This window comes from Pedobacter frigoris (genome assembly GCF_005116445.1).
Lineage (GTDB): Bacteria > Bacteroidota > Bacteroidia > Sphingobacteriales > Sphingobacteriaceae > Pedobacter > Pedobacter frigoris.
Genome location: NZ_SWBQ01000004.1, coordinates 225108 through 245422 on the forward strand (window position 1 = coordinate 225108; position 20315 = coordinate 245422).

15 protein-coding genes are annotated in these 20315 nt (G+C 41.4%); 13 read left to right on the plus strand and 2 right to left on the minus strand.

The features are described from left to right. Positions 1 to 277: 277 nt before the first annotated feature. Entirely contained in the window at positions 278 to 826 is a 549-nt protein-coding gene (locus FA047_RS14815; RefSeq protein ID WP_136836857.1) for a hypothetical protein, read from the minus strand. A gap of 338 nt (positions 827 to 1164) precedes the next feature. On the opposite strand from FA047_RS14815, the gene FA047_RS14820 reads away from it, so the two are divergent. From FA047_RS14820 to FA047_RS14880, 13 genes are all read left to right on the plus strand, one after another. Continuing rightward, positions 1165 to 1869 carry a GNAT family N-acetyltransferase gene (locus FA047_RS14820; protein WP_136836858.1) on the plus strand — a complete coding sequence of 235 codons (705 nt, stop codon included), beginning with the start codon at positions 1165 to 1167 and terminating at the stop codon, positions 1867 to 1869. 13 nt (positions 1870 to 1882) lie between these two features. Further along, a complete protein-coding gene (gene argG / locus FA047_RS14825; protein ID WP_136836859.1) occupies positions 1883 to 3079 on the plus strand; it encodes an argininosuccinate synthase in 1197 nt (398 codons plus the stop codon). Next, positions 3066 to 4040 carry an N-acetyl-gamma-glutamyl-phosphate reductase gene (gene argC, locus FA047_RS14830; protein WP_136836860.1) on the plus strand — a complete coding sequence of 325 codons (975 nt, stop codon included), beginning with the start codon at positions 3066 to 3068 and terminating at the stop codon, positions 4038 to 4040. The genes argG and argC overlap by 14 nt, the downstream gene beginning before the upstream one ends. Before the next feature lie 156 nt (positions 4041 to 4196). Next, positions 4197 to 5330 carry an aspartate aminotransferase family protein gene (locus FA047_RS14835; protein WP_136836861.1) on the plus strand — a complete coding sequence of 378 codons (1134 nt, stop codon included), beginning with the start codon at positions 4197 to 4199 and terminating at the stop codon, positions 5328 to 5330. Then, on the plus strand, positions 5327 to 6289 hold the full coding sequence (locus tag FA047_RS14840) for a Rossmann-fold NAD(P)-binding domain-containing protein (protein WP_136836862.1): 963 nt from the start codon (positions 5327 to 5329) through the stop codon (positions 6287 to 6289). The genes FA047_RS14835 and FA047_RS14840 overlap by 4 nt, the downstream gene beginning before the upstream one ends. Next, positions 6286 to 7074, plus strand: a complete 789-nt coding sequence (argB, locus tag FA047_RS14845) for an acetylglutamate kinase (protein ID WP_136836863.1) — start codon at positions 6286 to 6288, stop codon at positions 7072 to 7074. Before FA047_RS14840 ends, argB begins: the two co-directional genes overlap by 4 nt. A gap of 2 nt (positions 7075 to 7076) precedes the next feature. Next, complete coding sequence (proC, locus tag FA047_RS14850; protein WP_136836864.1) at positions 7077 to 7895, plus strand: pyrroline-5-carboxylate reductase; 819 nt, start codon at positions 7077 to 7079, stop codon at positions 7893 to 7895. A 5-nt stretch (positions 7896 to 7900) separates the two neighbouring features. Next, entirely contained in the window at positions 7901 to 8968 is a 1068-nt protein-coding gene (locus FA047_RS14855) for a M20 family metallo-hydrolase (RefSeq protein WP_136836865.1), read from the plus strand. A 71-nt stretch (positions 8969 to 9039) separates the two neighbouring features. Next, entirely contained in the window at positions 9040 to 9633 is a 594-nt protein-coding gene (locus tag FA047_RS14860; protein WP_169304418.1) for an RNA polymerase sigma-70 factor, read from the plus strand. Between the two features lie 66 nt (positions 9634 to 9699). Then, positions 9700 to 10872, plus strand: a complete 1173-nt coding sequence (locus tag FA047_RS14865; RefSeq protein ID WP_136836867.1) for a FecR family protein — start codon at positions 9700 to 9702, stop codon at positions 10870 to 10872. Positions 10873 to 11062: 190 nt separating this feature from the next. After that, positions 11063 to 14527 (plus strand): SusC/RagA family TonB-linked outer membrane protein, encoded by a 3465-nt coding sequence (locus FA047_RS14870; RefSeq protein WP_169304419.1) that lies wholly within the window; start codon positions 11063 to 11065, stop codon positions 14525 to 14527. A 10-nt stretch (positions 14528 to 14537) separates the two neighbouring features. Further along, positions 14538 to 15986: a RagB/SusD family nutrient uptake outer membrane protein gene (locus FA047_RS14875; protein ID WP_136836869.1), complete on the plus strand. Its 1449-nt coding sequence runs from the start codon at positions 14538 to 14540 to the stop codon at positions 15984 to 15986. A gap of 23 nt (positions 15987 to 16009) precedes the next feature. Continuing rightward, positions 16010 to 17194, plus strand: a complete 1185-nt coding sequence (locus tag FA047_RS14880; RefSeq protein WP_169304420.1) for a thioredoxin family protein — start codon at positions 16010 to 16012, stop codon at positions 17192 to 17194. Between the two features lie 51 nt (positions 17195 to 17245). Here the strand turns inward: FA047_RS14880 and FA047_RS14885 are convergent, their stop codons facing one another. Beyond that, positions 17246 to 20143, minus strand: coding sequence for a prolyl oligopeptidase family serine peptidase (locus FA047_RS14885; protein WP_136836871.1), 2898 nt, complete (start codon positions 20141 to 20143; stop codon positions 17246 to 17248). Positions 20144 to 20315 lie beyond the last annotated feature (172 nt).

The window sequence follows — 20315 nt, forward strand, 5'->3', positions numbered from 1 at the left end:
TTCAAAGCAAAGTAGTTTTGGACTTGATGATTTTACAAATTATTGTTTTCTCTGTCTTTGATTTTTTGAGATTAAGAGGGGTTTGGCTGAGGTTTCATTGTAAAGCAGGTGTTTAGCCAATTAAAAGCAAGGAAAATGCAACGTGGCCTCAACTGACGCAATACTTAAGGTTTAAAAATAGCAGTTAGGTTTTTAATGCCGATTGTGTCTTTCATCACTGTAGGTATCACCCCACAAGAGCTTTTTTGTTGCACTCTGTCTTCGCCCTGTGCATATATCATCTGAGATATTGCTCCGTATCATCTGGGGCGTTGGTTCGATTGGAACCGAACCAACACCCTGACGACACCCTAGTTGATACGAACGCACACCGAAAACAGACCAAACTATTTTCAGCATCAATAAAAGTAACGCTATCTACTTGCCGAAGGCTTCCTTTCTGATTTTTTCCGGTACTTTCTGCAACAACAATAAAGTCCCGTCCGGGTTTAAGGGTTTTGCTGTTGACCGTGGCGCTCATTTTTCCGGGAAATGTGTTGATGGGAAGTGTGAATGGCTGTCGGTAATCCTTTCCGTCCATAGGTTTTAGCCCGTAGGATTTGAATGCTGAAGTTATGAATTTGGCCGCCTTTTCTAATCCATTCCTGGTATATCCTTGTCCCCACATTTCCTTCGCGCTCAATTGTTCTATGGTTTTGCGTGCCGTCGGGAGATCCTGAGACAAGGCCTGCTCTGCAAACAGCAGGCACAGGATAGCCAGATATTTCTTCATCATCAGCTTCAATTTAGTTTGTGTGTGAAAGTAAATATAAATAATCCCCCGCAAATTTATTGGCTGATTGTTTCAGGTTTGGCATTAAAACTGATGTTAAAAATATATAGCGAAAATGTAAAAAAATTAAAAACGTATTGCACAACTCAATTTTTATTTAAACCTTTGCGGCACAACTCATTTAAAAAATATATCATACACAGAAAATGATCAAACACGCAGTGCATAAAAGGTTTATTGAACTCCTGAAACCCGTGTTTTTTGTGACTACGAACCGGCAAATATATACGCCGCGGATCTGAGTAAATTCCTATTACCAGGTCATTTACGAAGAGGATTGCCTCTCAAAAAACAATTAATCAGAACATTTATATTTTTTCGTTATCATATTAATGAATATAAACGATTTTATAGTGCAAGTTGCACTTCCTGAACATCGTGTCTTTGCAGAAGAAATCTGTGAGGAAATGGCAGAGTCTGCTAAAGCACGAGGTACAGGTATCGCAAAACGCTCTCCTGAGTACGTGGCCGGTAAAATGGTTGACGGTAAAGCGGTAATCGCATTTCACAGTGATGGCTCATGGGCAGGCTTTTGTTATATAGAAACTTGGAGCCATGGTCAGTTTGTTGCGAATTCCGGTCTTGTTGTAAGTCCGAAATACCGTAAGGTGGGTCTGGCGAACGCCATTAAACATAAGATTTTTGCGCTTTCAAGACAGAAATATCCTAAGGCTAAGATCTTTGGTCTGACTACCGGTTTGGCCGTGATGAAGATCAATTCGGATCTGGGTTATGAACCTGTGACATATTCTGAACTGACACAGGACGAGGAATTCTGGAAAGGCTGTCAGAGCTGCGTTAACTTTGAGATCCTGAAGATGAAGGAGCGCAAAAACTGCATGTGCACAGCCATGCTGTATGATCCTGTGGAGCAAAAGCATGAGGTGGCAAAGAAATTTGCAGAGGAGCTTCAGCAAAAGCCCAAGTTGTATGAGCGCTTCATGCGCATCAAACAGAGACTGGTGCTCAAAACCAAACCACAAAGTAAGAAAGGGTTGAAATCCTTGTTTTTATTGTTTACCATTTTATTTAAATAGCTGTTACATTAAGATGAAGAAGAAAGTAGTTTTAGCTTTTAGCGGAGGTTTAGATACCTCGTTTTGTTGTATTTACCTTGCTCAGGACCGTGATTTAGAGGTTCATTCTGTAATTGTAAACACCGGAGGCTTTTCTGAAGAGGAATTGCAGGAAATAGAAAAACGTGCTTACGCCCTGGGTGTGGCTTCTCATGCTGTAGTGGATGAAACCACAAATTATTATGATAGCTGTATTAAGTATCTGGTATATGGTAACGTGTTGAAAAATGCGACTTATCCGCTTTCTGTTAGTGCAGAACGTGTAAGCCAGGCGACTGCCATTGCCAATTATGTGAAAAAAATCGGTGCTGACTATGTAGCTCATGGAAGTACAGGTGCTGGTAATGATCAGGTCCGTTTTGACATGATCTTTAACATCATCATTCCAGAGGTGGAGATTATTACTCCGATAAGAGACTTGAAATTATCCCGCGAAGCGGAAATAGAATATTTATCAGCTCATGGCGTAGAGTATAGTGCTGAAAAAGCAAGGTATTCTATCAATAAAGGCTTATGGGGAACATCAGTAGGTGGTAAAGAAACCCTTACTTCTAATGAGACGCTGCCGGAAGAGGCATGGCCTACCCAGGTTTCTGAAACCGGAGCACGTAAGCTGGAACTGACGTTTGAAAAAGGTGAACTGGTAGCTATCGATGGTGAGCAATTTGAGCCGGTAAGGGCAATTCAAAAACTTCAGGCTATTGCACAGCCTTACGGCATTGGAAGGGATATCCATGTCGGAGATACCATTATCGGGATCAAAGGACGCGTTGGATTTGAAGCTGCGGCACCAATTGTGATCATTAAAGCACACCATATGCTTGAAAAACATACATTGACCAAATGGCAGCTTTCATGGAAAGAGCAATTGTCTTCTTTCTATGGCAACTGGCTGCATGAAGGACAATTCCACGATCCGATCATGCGTAACATAGAGGCATTTTTAGCAGATACGCAGAAAACTGTAAGTGGAAAGGTATTTGTAGAGTTATTGCCATACCGGTTCAACATCATCGGTATTGAATCTGAACATGACCTGATGAGCAACAAGTTTGGCAGTTATGGAGAAATGAACAATGCATGGAGCGGTGAAGATGTGAAAGGTTTCTCTAAAATTTTTGGTAATCAGGTAATGATCTGGCATAAAGTGAACAGTGATGAAAAAAATTAAGGCAGGTATAGTCGGCGGTGCTGGATATACCGGTGGAGAAATGCTTCGTTTGCTGGTAAATCACCCATTGGTTGATATTGTATTTGTAAACAGTAACAGCAATGCCGGGAATTTGATTTCCGATGTGCATGCGGACTTGTTTGGTGATACAGACCTGCGTTTTACAAGCGAGCTTTCTGCTGATATTGACGTGTTGTTCTTGTGTGTAGGACATGGCGATGCAAAGAAATTTCTGGATGTAAATCCTGTTGCTAAAGAGATAAAGATTATTGATCTGAGTCAGGATTTCAGGCTGAAGGCAAATGTGGGAACGGATTGGGTGTATGGACTGCCTGAACTGAACAGGGATCGAATTAAGAACGCCAGTTTTATTGCTAACCCTGGATGTTTTGCCACTTGTATTCAGCTCGGATTGCTTCCTTTGGCAGCTAAAGGGCTGATAAAAGGTGAAGTACATATTAATGCGACCACCGGATCAACGGGAGCAGGGCAGAGCTTGTCTACCACCTCACATTTCAGCTGGAGAAACAATAACCTTTCGGTTTATAAAGCGTTTGAACATCAGCACTTAAATGAAATTGGGGAGAGTTTGTCACAACTGACACCTGGATTTGATCAGGTATTGAATTTTATTCCGCAGAGAGGTGATTTTACAAGAGGGATTTTAGCGGCGATGTACTTGGAAAGTGACCTGACTGCGGAAGCAGCACAGAAACTTTATGAAAGTTATTATGCTGACCATGTTTTTACTCATGTGAGTAAGAAAAATATTGATTTAAAACAGGTAGTAAATACAAATAAAGGGTTGATACATGTAGAAAAGCATGGCAATAAGCTGTTTGTAGTGAGTATTATAGATAATTTGTTGAAAGGTGCCAGCGGACAGGCGGTGCAGAACATGAACCTCATGTTTGGATTGCCTGAAAGCGAAGGGCTACGGCTAAAGGCAGCGGCTTTTTAAGCCTTGCCCGAAATTCGCTTGCACTGTCTTATGCAGTGCTCGTCTCGACGACAGGAGAGATCTTTTGAACTATGTATAAACAAGAGATCTCTCCTGTCGTCGAGATGACGAGACGCATCAAATACAATTATTCAGAACATTCAAAAAAACAACATCATGAACTTATTCGACGTATATCCATTAAATAATATAGAAATAACAAAGGCATCGGGCAGTAATGTATGGGATGCTGAAGGTGAACAATACTTGGATCTTTACGGTGGTCACGCTGTAATTTCTATCGGCCATACCCACCCACATTATGTAGCCCGCTTAACTGAGCAATTGGATAAGGTTGGCTTTTACTCCAATTCAGTTAAAATACCTTTGCAGGTTCAGCTGGCGGAGAAGCTGGGACAAGTTTCAGGTAAAGCTGATTATCAGTTGTTCTTATGCAACTCTGGTGCAGAGGCAAATGAGAATGCACTTAAACTCGCCTCGTTTTATAATGGCAGAAAAAAAGTGATTGCTTTTAAAGGAGCGTTTCATGGAAGAACTTCTTTGGCGGTTTCTGCAACTGACAACCCGAAAATCATAGCTCCGATAAACGAGACAGACAACATTATTTTCCTTCCGCATGATGATGAAGCAGCACTAACACAGGCTTTTGAATCGTACGGTAATGAAATAACTGCTGTGATTATTGAAGGAATTCAAGGTGTGGGCGGAATTAAGGAAGCTTCTGTAAGCTTTCTTAAATTGATCCGTTCGTTGTGTGACCAGTACAATGCGGTGTATATCGCCGACAGTGTGCAGTGTGGTTATGGCAGAACGGGTAAATTCTATTCTCATGACTATGCGGGTGTGGATGCAGATGTATACACAATGGCCAAGGGAATGGGCAATGGTTTTCCTGTCGCAGGGATTTCAATAGCGCCTAAATTTAAACCATGGCATGGTATGCTGGGTACTACTTTTGGTGGAAATCACCTGGCTTGTGCTGCTGCACTTGCTGTTCTAGAGGTCATTGAACAGGATAACCTGATGAAAAATGCAGAGGAGATAGGAACTTATCTTATTACTGAACTTAAAAAAATAGAAGCAGTAAAAGAAGTACGCGGACGTGGTTTGATGATTGGTATTGACCTTCCGCAAACCCTGTCGAACGTAAAAAAAGACCTGCTTTTCAAACATAAAATCTTTACAGGAGAGGCAAAGCCTAATGTCATCAGACTTTTGCCTGCTTTAAATTTGACGAAAGATCATGCAGATCAGTTTTTAAATGAATTTAAAAAAGCTTTAAAAGGATGAACCAGTTTACTTCAGTAAATGATGTACAAGACATCAACCAATTGATTAAAGACGCATTGGCGTTAAAGGAAAGCCCTTATGCGCATCAATACCTCGGAAAGAATAAAACTCTGGGGCTGGTGTTTTTAAATCCAAGTTTGAGGACACGCCTAAGTACTCAGAAAGCAGCCCTTAACCTGGGGATGAATGTGATGGTGATGAATATGGATAAAGAAGGCTGGGCACTGGAAACCCAGGACGGTGTGGTCATGAATGGTACAACGGTAGAACATATTCGTGAAGCTGCGGCTGTTATGGGGCAGTACTGCGATATTCTTGGTTTGCGCTCTTTTCCGAAGCTGGTAAACCGCGACGAGGATTATAATGAAGATTTCTTCAATAAATTCATAAAATATTGCAACGTGCCCGTGGTGAGTTTGGAAAGTGCGGCCCGGCACCCATTACAAAGTCTGGCTGATCTGATCACCATCAGGGAAACCTGGAAAGGAGCTGCAAAACCTAAAGTTGTACTTGCCTGGGCTCCGCACATTAAGGCATTGCCACAGGCTGTTCCAAATTCATTTGCAGAGTGGATGAGTAAGGCGCAATCTTTAGGTATGCTTGATTTTACGATTTCGCAGCCCAAAGGTTATGAACTGAGCGAAGAATTTACTCCTGGAGCGCATATTACCCATGATCTGGATGAAGCTTTGACCGGAGCAGATTATATTTATGTAAAAAACTGGTCCAGCTATAAGGAATACGGCAAAGTATTGACTTATCCTGAAGGTTGGATGTTAAATAATGAGAAGCTGAAAATAACGAATGATGCGAAAGTAATGCATTGCCTCCCTGTACGCCGGGACCTGGAACTTTCTTCTGAAATATTAGACGGGCCAAATTCGCTTGTGATACATGAAGCCGGAAACAGGTTATGGGCAGCGCAAGCAGTGTTGAAACAGATGTTGGAGCAGCTATGAACAAACTTAGTGTCATCAAAATCGGCGGCAACGTCATAGATAACTCAGAAAAACTACATCAGTTTCTACTTGATTTTACTGCGCTTCCCGGTGATAAGATCCTAATTCATGGAGGTGGTAAGATCGCTACTGAGCTTGGGACTTCATTGGGAATAGAAGCTAAAATGGTGGATGGCAGACGTATCACAGATATTGAAACATTGCGGGTAGTAACCATGGTGTATGCGGGACTCATCAATAAAAATATGGTGGCTCAGTTGCAGAATAAAGGTTGCAATGCGATTGGTCTGACCGGTGCTGATGGAAACATCATCAAAGCAGCGAAGCGCCCTGTGAAAGAAATTGATTACGGATTTGTAGGCGACCTGAATGAGACTTCTGTGTCTTCAGAGATGATCAATAACCTTTTAAAAGCGGGATTAGTGCCTGTATTGTGTGCCATTACCCACGACGGGGACGGACAGCTTTTGAATACAAATGCGGATACGATTGCTTCTGCAGTAGCTGTGGCGATGTCTGATAGATATGATACTTCATTGATCTATTGCTTTGAAAAAAGAGGGGTGATGCGGGATATAGAGGATGACAATTCGCTGGTTGCGGAAATAAAAATGGCTGAGTTTGAAGGCTTAAAGAATGAGGGTGTTGTTTCCGGAGGAATGATCCCTAAATTGCACAATGCTTTTGAGGCTATAAAAAGTGGGGTAACAGCAGTATACATAGGAAAGGCAGATGAGCTGCCATTAATAGATCAACAGAATTTTGGAACGAGATTAATCAAATAAACATGAACCAGTTTAAAGGCAGTATTGCCATCTTAGGAAGCGGAAACATAGGTGTATCTTTAGCTAAAGGCCTGATTAAGGCTGACTACGCGCTACCCAGTCAGATCACACTTACCCGTCGTAATATATCGAACCTAAGTGTGCTGGCCGAACAAGGTTTTGTGATTAGTGCGGACAATTCTGCTGTTGTTGGAAATGCTGATATTGTTGTGTTAGCAGTGCTTCCTCAGCAATTGAACCAGTTGCTGGAACAAATACGCCCTTCAGTTGATGCAAAAAAACAAGTCTTCATTTCAGTTGCATCCGGTGTTAGCTGTGCCGACATCAGGAGTAAACTTGGAGAAGATGTGCAGGTAATCAGGGCTATGCCCAATACTGCAATTGCGATAGGGCAGTCTATGACTTGTGTAGCTACTGATCATGCTACAAAAGATAATGTTGAGGAAGTGATCAGGATGTTTGAGACGGTAGGATCTGTAGTAAAGATCAATGAAGACCTGATGACCTCTGCAACGGCGTTGTGCGCTTGTGGTATTGCCTTTTTCTTAAGGGCTATCAGGGCAGCTTCTCAGGGCGGGGTGGAAATTGGATTTCATGCGGATGAAGCGTTAAAAATGGCTGTTCAGACTGCAAAAGGAGCTGCGGATCTATTGCTGCAAATGCAATCGCACCCTGAACAGGAGATCGACAAGGTGACATCACCTAAAGGCTGTACCATTGCAGGACTAAATGAAATGGAACATAATGGCTTTAGTTCATCATTGATCAAAGGCATTAAACTTTCGGCAGTAAAAGCCGGGGCATTATATACAAAAGAATAATATTTATGATAGAACAACTGCAAAAGGATAGTTTAGAATTGTTAAAACAGTTGATCAGCATCCAGTCATTCAGCAAGGAGGAAGATAGGACCGCAAATGAAATTGAACAATTTTTGCAGCAAAGAAATATAAAAACACACCGTAAGCTTAATAACATCTGGGCTTATAACAAATATTTTGATGCAACTAAACCGACCTTGCTTTTAAATTCTCATCATGATACGGTAAAGCCAAATTCGGGATATACGCGCGATCCTTATGATGCTGCTGTGGAAGATAGTAAATTATATGGGTTGGGCAGCAATGATGCAGGAGGATGTCTCGTATCGATTATAGCAACCTTTTTGTACTTCTATGATCAGGAAGGATTGAGTTATAACATTTGTCTGGCTACTACAGCCGAGGAAGAAATTTCAGGAAATGACGGGTTGGAATGTGTGCTTCCGGACCTAGGCGACTTGGAATTTGCCATAGTAGGAGAGCCAACTCAAATGAACCTTGCAATTGCTGAGAGGGGTTTGCTGGTATTGGACTGTACTTCAACAGGAAAGGCAGGACATGCCGCAAGGGAAGAAGGGGATAATGCGATTTATAAGGCGCTTAAGGATATTGAGTGGTTCAGGAATTATCGCTTTTCAAAGGTTTCGGATGTTTTTGGCCCTTTAAAGATGACGGTTACTATAATCAATGCGGGTTCTCAGCATAATGTGGTGCCGGCTACCTGTACGTTTACGGTTGATGTACGCGTTACAGATGCTTACACAAATGAAGAGGTACTGAAAATCATTCGTACAAATGTAGATTGTGAAGTAAAACCCCGGTCGATCAGGTTGAAGCCTTCTTCTATCGACAAGGAACACCCGCTCGTACAGGCTGGAATCAAACTCGGCAGAACTACTTATGGATCTCCCACGACTTCCGATCAGGCTTTGCTGAGCATCCCTTCGGTAAAAGTAGGCCCGGGTGATTCTGCGAGGTCTCATATGGCAGATGAGTATGTGTTTGTAGATGAGATCGCTGAAGGTATAGAATTATACATCGCAATGCTAAAGCCGGTAATTAAGGGTAAATAGTTTGAAAATAATTATTTAACATTGGGAACTATTTCCGGGTTTAAAAATCTGAGGGGGAAATGGACCAGCGCATGGCAATACAGCAAATAGATAATGAAAAGTTATTACTGAAGCAAATCTCTGAAGGAGATGAGCAAGCTTTTGGTGTACTTTTCTACCACTACTTGCCCGTATTGAAGCAGTTTTCATTAAAATTTACGAAGTCTGAGCACGCTGCTGAAGAGATTATTCAGGATACTTTTTTGCGAATCTGGCTAAACCGTGAAAAGCTGGAAGGAATAGAAAATGCAAAGGCGTATTTGTATAAATATGCCTCAAATGAGTGCCTGAATTACCTTAGAAAGGAATTAAAAAAAACTAAGGCAATTGATCAACTCAAAGCAGATTATCCGGAGCAAAGTAATGTGACCATAGATACATTAAATCTGAATGAGATCAACATGCTTATTGGAAATGCTGTAGAACGCCTGACCGATCAGAGGAGGAAGATCTTTAAGATGAGCAGGACGGAGGGGATGACCATTCCTGATATTGCTGAAAGTCTGCAGTTATCTCCAAATACGGTAAAAAATGCTTTAGTGATTTCTTTGAAATCTGTTAGAGAACATCTGAATAAACACGGTATAGCACTCTCTGTACTGGCTTACATAGCCTTATTGAAATAAATCGTAAACATTTTTGAATGAGCGATAGTCCTAAATTGCTTTTGGGGTTTCTTAGTATTGAATCTTATGAAGAACAGAACTGTTTATTTATTACAACAATTTGAATTGCGGAAGCTTACCTCGGCCGAGACAGCTGAGCTTTTAGACCTGACGACAACTGACGAAGACGGTATAACAGCTGCTATTGTGGACATGATGGAAGCAGAGCTTACTGCTGAGGTCGTGGATCATCAGAAATGGGCTCCCGTGCTCAACAGGATTATTGCCGTAGATAAACCTCGCGCTAAGAAAATAAATAAGATGCTTCTGTTTCGCTGGACTGCCGCAGCTATTTTACTGGTTGCATTGTCTTTTGCATTACTTTTTAACCGCAGTGCTGAGCCGGAAAGAAAGCACCCTAGGTTTGCAAATGATGTAAAACCAGGCGGGGATAAGGCAATCCTTACATTGGCAGATGGATCTAACATCTCTCTTACAGATGCTAAGAATGGGGCGATCGCAGGTGGACAAGGCATTGAGATCGTAAAAACCAAGGACGGGCAGTTGATCTATAATGTTTCCGGGAATTCAAAAGTTGCTCCCGGAGCAGTGAATGTCATTACCACTCCGAGAGGTGGGCAGTATCAGCTTATTATGCCTGATGGAACTAAGGTTTGGCTGAATGCAGAAAGCGCCATTAAGTTCTCTCCTGCTATTGCCAGTGCAGATTTAAGAGAAGTTGAACTTAGCGGAGAAGCTTATTTTGAAGTAGCAAAGACACACCGGCCTTTTGTGGTAAAAACGAGCAGGCAGACGGTAAATGTTTTAGGAACCCATTTTAATATTAATAATTATAACGATGAACCTGCGGTTCAAACTACCTTGTTTGAAGGGTCCGTGCTTGTTACAGCCAGTAATAAAGCGGTTTCAGAACAGCAGTTAAAAAAAGTCTATTTAGTTCCCGGGCAGCAATCTGTCGTACGTAATCATGCGCTCACCGTAGTGCCTGCGAATATGGAGGAGGCGCTGGCCTGGAAAAATGGCAATTTTGTGTTTGCCAATGAGAGGATTGAAAGCATCATGCGGAAGGTTGCCAGATGGTATGATATAGAAGTGATATACCAGGGAAAAATTACCGAAAATGATTTTGTGGGAAGTATTTCACGGTTTAAGAAGGTTTCAGAGGTATTGAATCTGTTGGAACTTACTCAGGCTGTTCACTTTAAAGTTGAAGGAAGGAGGATTACTGTTATGCCATAATGATACCAGAACAGTAATCTAAAAAAAGCAAGTCCCGACGGCCATCGGGACTTGAATATAGTTTGGGTTACTAAAAATAATTTGCAGAAAACAATCTATTATAAAACCAAACCTAACAAATATAATGATATTTTATGATCTATTTGGGGCGGGGCTACGTGCTTGCAGTTCCAAACAAATATTGCGTATAATGAAGCTGACCTTTTTATTAATCACCACTTTATTGGTTCAGATCAGTGCCGCAAGCTTAGCCCAGAAAATTACTATTAACCAGCGAAATGTAGCTATGGATAAGGTTCTGGCAGAGTTGCGAAATCAGAGCGGGTACGACTTTTTGTACACGACTCAGACCCTTAAAGGCATAAAACCTGTTTCGATAACGCTACAGGGAGCTTCCTTGCAGGAGGCATTGGATGCCTGTTTCAAGAATCAGCCGATTACGTATGTGATACAACAGAATACGGTGGTGATACAGCGAAAAACAGAGTTTTTTAAGAACACGTTTGTCCCACCGATTGACGTAAAAGGAAAGGTGCTGGATGAAAACGGACTTCCTTTACTCGGCGCAACCATTCAGGTGAAAGGCGCAAGGACAACTGTACTGACTAACGGAGAAGGTATTTTTGAACTGAAAGGAATAGATGAAAAAGCCATACTGCTGATCTCTTTCGTCGGTTATAAACCAAAAGAGATTCAAGTGGGATCATCAACCAACTTAACGATCAGTCTTGAGCTAAATCCGGCTTTACTATCAGAGATTGCCGTTGTTTCTACAGGATATCAGAATATTCCTAAGGAACGCGCTGCAGGTTCAATAGACGTCATCAATGCAGATAAGGATCTCCAGGGCAAATTGCAGCTCAATATATTGGATAGAATAGAGGGCATGTCTGCCGGTTTAACCAGTTATAAAGTGGCAGGGAATACTCAAATCCGAATCCGTGGAATTTCTACAATCAGCGGAAACAGTAATCCTTTGTATGTAGTAGATGGAGCACCATTTGAGGGCGACATTCAATCCATTAACCCCTCTGATGTGGAAAATATTTCAATTCTCAAGGATGCTACAGCTGCCTCTATTTACGGTGCAAGATCTGCAAATGGAGTTATTGTGATCAACACACGTAAAGGCAAAAAAGGCCCGCTAAGAGTTAATTACAGTGCAACGGTGAAATTTACTCCACTGCCTGATCGCGGTTACACGAATAAAATGACCAGCGCGGAATTGGTTGATTTTCAGCGGGAGATGTTTAATTACAGATCAGGTTCATATTCGGCAATAGATCCGCGTAAGGCGATGAATGAGGTCTACAGGTTGTTTTATGAACAGCGTGAAGGTAATATTACAGAAGCTCAGCTTCAGACGGCACTTGATGTTTACAGAAATAGCGACAGGTACGACCAGGTACTCAAGGAATACATCCGTAAAACAGCGATGGACCAGCAACATAACCTGTCTTTTTCAGGCGGCTCTGATTTTTATAGTTACAACCTGAGTGGTAACTATCTGGGTTCAAATCCTTATGAGCGTGAGCAAACCAGAAACCGTATCGGATTTAACCTGAACAATACGTTTAATTTTACAAAGTGGATGAAGTTCGATGTGGGTGTGCTGGGCAGCAATGTAAAAGAAGATTACGACAATGGTGTGAGCGGTGTAGGAATGCTCAATACAGGTAAAGCATCTTATTTTATGTTGAGGGATGAAAGTGGTAATCCGATTAAATGGTTGAATTCAAAATCTCAGTTTGAAATTGACAGACTAAACGGCTTGCGTTTACTGGATGAGAACTACGCCCCGGTTAATGAGATGAATAAAAAGCACTATACTTTTAACAGTAACTACCTGAACCTTAATATTGGAGCCAATTTTAAAATCATAGATGGATTATCGTTAAACCTGCTTTTTCAGAAGGAAAGAACAGAAGAGTATAGAAAACAGTTCTCTAATAAAGATGCATATGCTGTAAAGACGCAAATCAACAACGCAACAATTGTAAAGTCAGATGGTAAAATTGAGCGTTTGATTCCAATTGGAGGACAATTGAATGAAACAAGAGGTGATCAGAATTCACATACTTTGCGTGCACAGTTTAACTACAACAAGCTTTTTGGTGAAAAACATAGAGTGGACATCATAGCCGGAACTGAACAACGAAAAATTGTCAGCTCGTCGACAGATGTTTACAAATATGGTTACGACGACTATAGTCTGAGCTATAAACCTATTAATGAGCTGGCCCTTTCGCAGGCAACTCTTGGTACAGAAGATTTATTTGGGCGTTTCCAATTGAGCAGAGCAGAAAGAGGATTCCTGTATGGAGAAAATAGGTATGTTTCATTTTATGGGAACGGATCCTATACTTTCGATCGCAAAATTACAGCAACCGCGAGTATCAGAATGGATCAGTCGAATCTTTTTGGAACAGACCCAAAATACCAGTATAAGCCGCTTTGGTCTGCCGGACTATTGTATGTGATCTCTGAAAATCAAAACGACTGGCTTGATCGCCTTGCTGTAAGAACTACTTACGGAATCAACGGAAATATTCCAAAGGATAGCGGTCCATATATGATTTCTATGGACAGTACAAGCCCTAATTATTACACAAATGAGGCCCAGTCGTCGGTTTATAGTCCGCCAAACTCAGGTTTAAGGTGGGAGAAAACGAAGGTGACCAATTTGGCTGTAGATTTTAGCGTGTTGAAAAGCAGGCTTACAGGTTCAATAGAATTCTACAATAAATCTACAACTGACTTGTTGGGGAGGCTGAACTCAGATCCTACTATAGGCTGGAGCGATATCATTGTGAACTATGGCAGCATGAGAAACCGTGGAGTAGACATTTCACTCAATAGTGTAAATATGGTGACCACAGATTTTAAATGGGGCACGACGGTCAATTTTAATTACAATAAAAACAAGCTAACCAGATTAGAAAATTCCGGAAATACTATTTTCTCTTATGTTGACAGAGGTCAGAACCGAGTTGGAGTACCAATGAATTCATTATATAGCATCAATTATAAAGGTTTGGATAATGCAGGACGCCCTATTGCACTGACTAAAGATGGCAGGGAAGTAAAAGGAACGGATCAGCTGGTGGTAGATGACCTAATTTATGGGGGAACTGCTACGCCACCTTATGCTGCATCAATGATGAATAACCTGAGCTATAAGAATTTTGACCTTTTCTTTATGTTCATTTACTATGGCGGTCATGTAATGCGTGATGTGTCGGCTCCGTACCTGACAAAATATGCTGAGCTGAACTATACCAGCAACATAGAAAGAAACGCGCTAAACTATTGGAAGAAGCCTGGAGACGAGCAGATAGATGGAATAGCTCCGGGATTTTACACGGCGGCAAGCAGTACCATTACTCAATTGTGGGAAGCGGCAGACAGACACATTCAAAAAGCGGATTACATCAAACTAAGAGACATTACTTTGGGATACAGCCTGGCTAATGATAAGCTCAGAAGAAACTATATCCAGAAACTGCGGTTCAGTTTCCAGGTTCAGAATGCATGGAGATGGTCGGCAAACAAACAGAACCTTGATCCGGAAGTATGGTCTGGTACGACACTGACACCTTCAAGAGGTGCTTTGTTACCCCTAACATACACCTTTGGTTTATCTGCTAACTTTTAATTTGAATTTTATGAAAAAGATATTCAGCCTTTTATTTATTGTTGGTGTGATGCTTTCAACCGGGTGTAAAAAATACCTGGACATCAAGCCAAAGGGATATACCATTCCTGAATTTTATGAAGATTACGCAAAATTACTCAACAATGCCTCCTTATACAGGGTATCGTCTGCTTATCCAAACTATCTGACAGATGATGTTCAGGCCGGAGAAGTGAAAGACCCGAATAAGGCGGCCGACTACCCGTTGTACGCCTTGTTTAAACGCAATATGTATGAGTTCAAAGGAGGAGCAATTTTTGAACCGGGTGAGTCTGACCGTTTTTATGAGCCGGCTTATGAGCACATTTATGTGTATAATACAGTGATCAATAACATCGAAAAAGTGCCGGATGGTTCTGCTGCAGATAAAAAACAATTAAAGGCAGAGGCACAGATCGGTAGGGCATTCGAGTACCTGACACTGGTAAATGCTTATGCGGAGCATTATGATCCTGCAACAGCAACGACAGCGCTGGGAGTTCCCCTGGTGTCAAGTGAAGATATCAACGTAAAGTATAAACGGAATACAATTGCCGAAGTATATGAGTTTATCAAAAAGGATCTTGATGAGGCTTTACCTAATTTGGGAAATACCGCAGCGCATAGTTTCAGGCCAACCAAAAGTGTCGGATATGCTTTTTTAAGTAAAATGTACCTCTATATGGGTAAGTATGATGAAGCACTAAAAAATGCAAATGAGGCTTTGAAATTAAACAATGCACTGATAGATTATAGCATTTATACCAACAAAAAAGGTACGTGGGGCAGGGTTTGTACGATTGCAGACCAGTCGGTGCTTTTCCCTGATGCAGATAAAAGCAAAGAAAGCGTTTGGACAAGGCTGACAGCATCGAGTTACGGACATGTCTTTGCTGAGGTGTATGCAAGTACAGATTTGCTGGATGTATATCGGAAAAGTATCCCAGCAGGGGCAACAGATCAGAGGTTAAAACTTTTCTTCTGTGACGGACAAGCTAATTTTGGCGCCGCCATGACTCTTTTCCCCGGTAGATTTTTATGGGCACCTTATATCGAATTTAATATGGGTTTTAGCACTCCGGAACTCTATCTGATTGCGGCAGAGTGTGAAGCAAGGGTTGGCAGCAAAGAATTGGCATTAGAACACATCGATAAATTGCGTAATATGCGTATTGTTGGAAATAAACCTTTGGTAGCATCAACAAATAATGAGGCATTGGAGCTGGTTCTTGATGAGCGCAGAAGAGAAATGCCATATATGGGAATCACGAGACTTGTGGACCTGAAGCGTTTGAATAAAGATAGCAGATTTGCCAAGACTATTACTCATAAAAATGGCACGCAGACATACACATTGGCGCCTAATGACAAACGTTATATTCTACCGTTGCCGCCGAAGGTGCTTGAATATAATCCATCAATACCTGTGTACGAGAGATAATGATTAACAAATTGAAAAAACAAATGAAAAATATATGCATAGTGATCCTTCTGCTTTTTGCCAATATGGTTAAAGGGCAGGAAGGAATTAAATTTAACCAGGTGAATGGCTGGGCTGCAATGGCTCAAAAAGCTTCTGCGGAGCAAAAACTCATCTTCATTGACTGTTATACTTCCTGGTGTGCGCCATGTAAATGGATGGATAAAAATGTATTTATTGAACCTTCCGTTGCTGATTTCTACAATAAAAACTTTATCAACGCAAAGATTGATATGGAAAAGGGAGCAGGAATCGAATTGCGCAAGAAATATAACGTACAATCATTTCCTACTTTCCTTTTTGTAAATGATAAAGGAGAGGTTATACATAGAACCGGTTCTAAAATGTCAGTCGCTGAATTTCTTGAAGAAGGAAAGATGGCTGCAGATCCTAAAAGAAACTTTGCTTTTCTCAACAAGAGATATGAGAGCGGACAAAAGGATTTACCATTTCTGCTGAATTATTACATGGCTTTGCAGAAATCTGACAGAGCAAAGGCTGATAAGGTAGGAAAAGACATTACTTCGTTAATTTCTGATGAAGAGCTGAGTTCGGCTTTTGGCTGGAAGGTAATCAATGCACTTGCACGTACTGAGAAAGATCGTGCAGGAGCGTACTTTATGGCGAATAAGTCAAAGTTTAACTCCCTGAGCACCCAGCAAGAAAGAGATCAGTTGACGGACCGTCTGATCACCAGCACCATGTATGGTTATATGAGCGCTAAAGACGAGTCTTCTTTTATGAAAGCGCTTGCTCATTTTAAGAATTCAGATCAGACAGATCGTAAGAAACAAGGGATGATGTTGGAAGCAGATTTTTACCTGGAACAAGGAAGGTTTGAAGAGTATAAAAATATCACCAATCTGGCTTTAAAGAGTTATTTAAAGGATGAGGCAGAGAAATTGAGCTTCCTGGCAAGAAGAGCGGATTATAAAGGTGCATCAAGTGCTGTTGCACTTAATCAGGCTTACCTGATGGCCAAAAGAGCCGTGCAGCTGGAACCAGAAGAATATTCTATTCAAAGCACTTTCGCAAAAGTGTGCTTGTCCTTAAAGAAGAAAGACGAAGCATTACAGGCTGCAAAAAAATCAAGGTCGCTCGCAGATGCTGAGACTTCAAAAATTCAGAAGCTTGCTCAGGATTTACTGGACAAAATCGAATTGTTGTAGAATAAAGAAGCCTGCTAAATGTAGTTTAGCAGGCTTCTTTAATTTTAAAGGTTATTCTTCAGCTTCAAATGCCCTTTCGTCCAGGTGTTTTTCCATATCTAAGCGGTTCACACCCTTAGCCCACCAGTCTGGTGCCAGTTTATCTTTAAGCATGTAATCAAAATATTCCATCATTCTTACAGCATAATCTTTACGGTTTGGTAACTTGGCAATGCCATGATTTTCTCCTCTGTAGGTGATCATGACGACAGGTTTGTTGAGCCTCCTCAAGCCGTTGTAATATTCGATGCCCTGCGTGTAATCAACAGCGCCATCTTTATCATTGTGCAGCAACAGCAGTGGTGTCTGCACTTTTTTAATGTGGTAGACCGGAGAGTTACGAGCGAAAGCATCCCAGTTGTCCCAGTATCCCGGAGTAAGTCTGCCCTGGCTGGATTCAAAAATTGCCTGATTTGTTCCTCCGCTGTTCCAATAAATCAGGCTGTACATACTGATCATATTGGTAAGAGGGGCTCCAGCGGCTGCGGCTTTAAAGATGTTGGTTTGTGTGATCAGGAAGGACGTCTGATAGCCACCCCATGAGTGACCATGAATCGCAACGCGCTTTTCATCAACTATTCCGGTAGCTATCGCAGCTTTTACAGCCGGAACTACACAGGCTACCGACGACATTCCCGGATCATTCAGTTTGTATTTAATATCCGGCATCAGTACAGCGTAACCGTTGCTGTTGTACATCGCCTTATTGAACCCGCCACCAGGGAATCCAGGCATTGTATAGGCATTTAGCTCATCAGTAAGACGCTCATATATGTACGTGATAGTTGGGTAGCTTTTTCCTTCCTGATAGTTTGCAGGAAGATACAATGCAGCTTGAAGAGAATCACCGTTTGCACTTACATAGTTAATTAATTTCACACCAGATGACCATGCGTATTTTTCCTGATCAGGAGTGTTGGTGGTGATCTGTTTTGCAGGTGAGATTGTGGTTGAGCTGGTAACGTAGACCTCCGGTGATTTTTGATTGTTTTGTTTCACATAGGCGAAAACCTTTGCATCTGAGGCTTTTGAGAAGCCTACATAGCTGTTGTCGTCTAAAAATAATGGTTTTAAATTGGTTTTCCCCGCTTCCAGAATTGCTATGCCGCTTTTTTTGTTTTCTGTATTGAATATTCCAAAATACTGATCCTTACTTAAATCTATTCCCTTTTCATCAGGATAGATCCTGTATTTATTCTGAACAGCAATTTTTTTAGATTTCCAGTTGTCACTAACAGCCGCGACATTCTTTCCGTCTGCACTTATTTTCCATAAGTCGTAATTGTCCCTTATGAAGATATATTTGGAGTCTGCAGACCATCCAAAATTAGGCGTAGCAGGCTTTGATACATTATGGTCATCCAGCTGATCAATAAAAGAAGATTTGATTTTTCCCGTCAGGTTGTATTGCTGTTGAGTGGCAAGGTTCATGCTATAGAATACACCGTCATTATAATAACTGGCCCAGGTTCCGGATGGAGATACATTTAGCCCGCCTCTTCCAGAGGAATAGTATTTTTCAAAAATACGCTTCTTCATTCCTGTTTTAAGATCAATAAGGTAGATGTCGGTATAGCTTTGTCCATCCAGATTGCTCATTAGCTCATAGCTGGAATTGTCATAACCGATGGCGTATAACTGTTTTGGAGCAACCATTACCGATCTCATGTTGCTGTCTGCCAACTGGCTGAATTTTTTATCTGCAATGCTATAAGAACTCAGGAAGCTATAATTTTTATCACGGATTTCCTGGGTTTGCTGAGCCGACTGCAAACGCTTGTCCTGCCAGTTCCAGATGATCATGTCTGGCTTTTCAATATCTGCTTTATTTACAGGAGTAGCGAGCTTTACATCGGTCTTGGTTTTGGCCACTGTATCTGCTTTGGCAGGGGTGCCCTTAGCTTTAGCGGGGTCTGTTTTTACCTTGGCAATACTATCGGTCTTTTTTTCCTCTTTTTTTTCAAGGCTGCTGATGCCAAAGAAAAGAGTAGACTGGTCATCTGACCAGAAAGGGTTGCTGTTTGAACTTACGCCCATATTTTTAGGAAAACCGGCCTGATCAATACCTGAGTAAGAGACTTTGTGCGGCTTGTTCTCTGCAAGCTTGTGAACGCCTATGACCGTAAAAACATCTTCCTTATACTTCTCATTTTTATTAGATTTTAAAAGCGCAAATGCATCACCTTTCTCATTCCAGTTGATTCCTTTGTAGCTGGCTTTGTCATTTTCAATGGCTGTTGTTAAGCCGGTTTTCATATCCCTGATGAAGATCCCGTTTCCATTTTGCCCATTCGCATCAATGATATAAGCCAGTTTTGTGCCTGCTTTATTGAATGAAAATTCAGAAACATTTCCAATGTTGTAGCTCGCTTTTGTGGCCAGGTGATAAAGCAGTATATCAGTGCCTTTGGGAGCATCTTTATCGCGGGAAGCATTTTCCGGTCCGGCAAACTGGATGACGATCCATTCCGGTGATTCTCCTGAAAAGCTGAAATTTCTTACTTTTTCAAAGGTGGTCTTTTCGTTTCCAGGCAGAGAAACCAGCATCAACTTATCATAAGTCGGCCGCATTGTTTTCCTCGCTGCTTTTGCTTCCGCATCTTTAGGCGAGACCTTAAACGCTGCAAACTTAGTGTCTTTTGTAAAACTCGCGCCGGTTGGGGTTGCCCCAATCGGATATTTAAAGCTGGTAGTATCCAATGTTTTACGGATAATCAACTGTAGGTCGCCCTCTGTAGGCCCGTCTGCCCAGGCCATCCACCGCCCGTTTGGCGACATAGAGTTTGTATTGCTCCTGATGTAATTCCATTTCGATAAATCTTTCCAGCTTAATGCCGGCTTTTGTTGTGCATGGAGACTTGCCGCAAATGGCAATAGCAACAACAACAGTGGTAACTTATACTTAATCATCTTGTTTGAATTAATTTTTGCTAAAATATCACATTGTCTTTAGAGTTTCACTGTATAACAAGAATATTATGCAACAACATTGCGTTTACCTGCCCTGGCTGTGTTTTGATCTTGTGTGCCCGATACTATTAGTAATTATTGTATTTTTGCTGAAATACTTTTACCTCATTTC